The organism is Rhizobium sp. LjRoot98, from assembly GCF_964252935.1.
Lineage (GTDB): Bacteria > Pseudomonadota > Alphaproteobacteria > Rhizobiales > Rhizobiaceae > Pararhizobium.
In genome coordinates this window covers 1-2,489 of sequence record NZ_CAXUPW020000043.1, presented here as the reverse complement: position 1 = coordinate 2,489, position 2,489 = coordinate 1, and the positions used below count along the sequence as shown (strand labels likewise).

The 2,489-nt window shown below is 57.2% G+C and carries 3 protein-coding genes; all 3 read right to left on the bottom strand.

The annotated features are described in order from the left end of the window. Positions 1 to 77: 77 nt before the first annotated feature. Genes tnpC through tnpA form a run of 3 tightly spaced genes read right to left on the bottom strand, consistent with a single transcriptional unit; the run spans position 78 to position 2,469 of the window. Positions 78 to 1,664 carry an IS66 family transposase gene (gene tnpC / locus ACSQ3J_RS31210; RefSeq protein ID WP_436041174.1) on the bottom strand — a complete coding sequence of 529 codons (1,587 nt, stop codon included), beginning with the start codon at positions 1,662 to 1,664 and terminating at the stop codon, positions 78 to 80. A gap of 51 nt (positions 1,665 to 1,715) precedes the next feature. Further along, a complete protein-coding gene (gene tnpB, locus ACSQ3J_RS31205) occupies positions 1,716 to 2,069 on the bottom strand; it encodes an IS66 family insertion sequence element accessory protein TnpB (protein WP_027681664.1) in 354 nt (117 codons plus the stop codon). After that, on the bottom strand, positions 2,050 to 2,469 hold the full coding sequence (gene tnpA / locus ACSQ3J_RS31200; protein ID WP_436041176.1) for an IS66-like element accessory protein TnpA: 420 nt from the start codon (positions 2,467 to 2,469) through the stop codon (positions 2,050 to 2,052). The genes tnpB and tnpA overlap by 20 nt, the downstream gene beginning before the upstream one ends. Between the last annotated feature and the right edge of the window lie 20 nt (positions 2,470 to 2,489).

Sequence of the window (2,489 nt, the reverse complement as noted above, 5' to 3'; positions counted from 1 at the left end):
CGTAAGCGCGATTTTCCATGCGCGTTGACGGCTGCTTTAGGGCTAGGTCGTCTACATTGAGAGCGACATGCGGCTAATTAGGCGGCTGAGTTTTTGGAGAAGTTGAACGGTAGCAGGTCGCCGATGTCGGCGGTTTCATCCCGCTGCGGTAACTCAGTGAGCGTGTGACGGAGCCAGGCGAGTGGATCGACGCCGCAAGCGCGGCAGGTCAGCATGAGACTGTAGATCACAGCGCTGGCCTTGGCTCCGTCGACGGTGTCGCTGAACAGCCACGATTTCCTGCCGGTGGCAAAAACTCTGATCTCGCGTTCCAGAATGTTGTTATCGATAGGCATCCTGCCGTCGCTGGTGTAACGCGTCAGGTAATCCCATTGGTTCAGGGTGTAGGACACCGCATCGCCGAGCTTGGTATCCGGCACGATCTTTGGTGCGATATTGTCGAGCCACGCCTTTAGGGCGTTCAGGACAGGCAGGCTGTGCTGCTGGCGGAAACAGCGAATGCAGTCGACCTTCGTCTCCCCAGGATCTGGGGCCTTGTCTCTTGCCTGCTTTTCGATCCGGTAGAGCTGCTCGAAGAACCTGAGAGCTTGCTCCGGCGGACCGCCTCCATTCTTTCTGGCTTTGAGGGCCTCGACGAAGCGCCGCCGTGAATGCGCCATGCATCCGACATGGTTTGCGCCATTCAATGTGCGCCATGCGGTGTAGCCGTCGGTCACTAATATGCCGCGGTAGTCACCGAGAAAGGTCTGCGGGTGGATTTGACCGCGGCCGGGCTGGTAGTCGAGAAGCACGATCGGCTCGTCACTATCCTCGCTGCTGCGATATGCCCACATGTACGACGTGCTGGTGGCTTCCTTGTCCTTTTCCTTCAACACCTGAACCGTCGTCTCATCGCCATGGATGAGAGACTGCGATCGTAGTCGCAGCTTCAAAGCATCATAGATGCGATATAGATGCTTCTCGCTCGAGCCGATGACCCAATGAGCGAGAGCGCCTCGGCTGATTGCAACACCAGCACGCTCGAATGTCTGAGCAACGCGGTAGAGCGGCGTGCCATCGACGTACTTGTGGACGAGGGCAAAGGCCAGTGTCGAAGCAGTGGCGATGCTGCCCGGCAGGGGTTGCGTCGGCATAGGCGCGATTACGACAGGCGTGTTGATCCCTGTGCGGTCGCAGTGTCGGCAGGCGTATTTGAACCGCACATTCTGCAGGACCTTTGCCTTGACTTCGATATGGAGCTGCTCGGTAACGGCCTCGCCCATACGATGCATTTGGCTTTTGCAGCAGGGACAAGCCTTCTGATCATCGGCAAGGTCGTATTCAACACGCTCGCGCGGCAGGTCTGCCGGCAGAGGCCTGCGTCCCCGCTTTTTACCCGTAGCGCCCTCGGCCGCAGGCAAGCCAGTATCCGGAAGCGCGACAACATCGCCTTCTTCGCCGTCATCTTCGATCTTAGTCTCTTCAGCCTCGTTGAAGAGACGATCAATGTGCTTCTCACTGCGGGGTGCAAAGCGATGGAGCTTTGCCAGTGCCAATTCTTCTTCCAGCTTAACGACCCGCTGTGAGAGCGCTTCCTTCTCGGCTTTGAGCACTGCGATTTCGGCAGCATTGGCTGCCAATTGCGCCATCAGTTCTGCAATGCTCGGTTCGCCGGTGCGAGTCATCAGATTCTTGAATCTGAACCGCCCCTGAGCGTCAATCTCAATTCGCCATCCTCAGCCAGCAATCTGATACTGCCGCACGGGATGGCGGATCATCGCATCGATATCGATGCCGTCGAGGATCCAGTGCAGTTGCTCTGTCGTCAGCGTCACCACCGCAGTCTCTCGACGGGGCCACCTGAACCTGTCTTCCGTCAACTTCTTCAGGACCATAACAAACCCGGACCGATCAAAGAACAGCAGCTTCACCCGGTCATGCCGGCGATTGCAAAAGGCAAACACTGATGGAGCAAACGGGTCTAGCTCCATCACCTCTTGCACCAGGACTGCGAGGCTGTTGATGCCCGCGCGGAAGTCGATCGGCTCCCGATGGAGATAGACCTTCAGATCAGCGCCCAGTCTGAACATGACTCAACGCTCCTATGATTGAGATCAGTCCATTCTCATCGTCGCACTCAACGCTCAGGCTGATCCCATTGGGCAGGAGTGCGCTCAACTTGGAAGCACGACCAGGCTTACCCAATGGCCCAGGCTTCGGCAATAAATCACCGCCAGAAACCAAAGGCATATCTGGAGCAATCTGAACCGGAACAAATGCAGGGACTAAAGGCAGAGGACGCTTCTCTCTGGCCTTCTTTATCCACTTCCGGACGAGATTTGTATTCACGCCGTGTTCCCGCGCAAGTCGAGAGACTGAAACGCCGGGCTCTAAACACGCTGCGACGAGCTGATCTCGCGAAGCAGGGTCATATCGACGGCGGCCGTCGCGGCCAACAAGCCGCACATGCAGTTTAGGAGTATCGTCCATGATAAGGTGTCCACCTGTTT